The following is a 245-nucleotide window of genomic DNA, read 5'->3' as shown; positions in this document are numbered from 1 at the left end:
ATCGTTAAGGGTGCTGAGGTTGGGTACTTAAAAATGGATGACGGGGTTTTTGCGTGTTTTGAAGTTGATTTATCTAATTTCGAGACAGTCTATGGAGATATGTATAAATTTATTTTTAGTCAACAGACTGATTTTATATCTTCAGTTTCTTACGACTTAGAGTCATCTTCTTACGATGCTTTTGTTCGTCTTTTTCTGAAACTAAGTCGCCCAAATGATTTTCTCGATGATTTTAACCCAGACAG

The 245-nt window shown here is 35.1% G+C and carries 1 protein-coding gene; it reads left to right on the top strand.

The annotated features are described in order from the left end of the window. A partial coding sequence (locus SB847_RS21955; RefSeq protein ID WP_410578844.1) for a hypothetical protein occupies positions 1-245 on the top strand: 245 nt, incomplete at both ends.

Source organism: Bacillus sp. SIMBA_026 (genome assembly GCF_046535335.1).
In the GTDB taxonomy this organism is placed as follows: domain Bacteria; phylum Bacillota; class Bacilli; order Bacillales; family Bacillaceae; genus Bacillus; species Bacillus velezensis.
The sequence above is the reverse complement of the archived record's forward strand: the minus strand, read 5'-3'. Positions and strand labels throughout refer to the sequence as shown.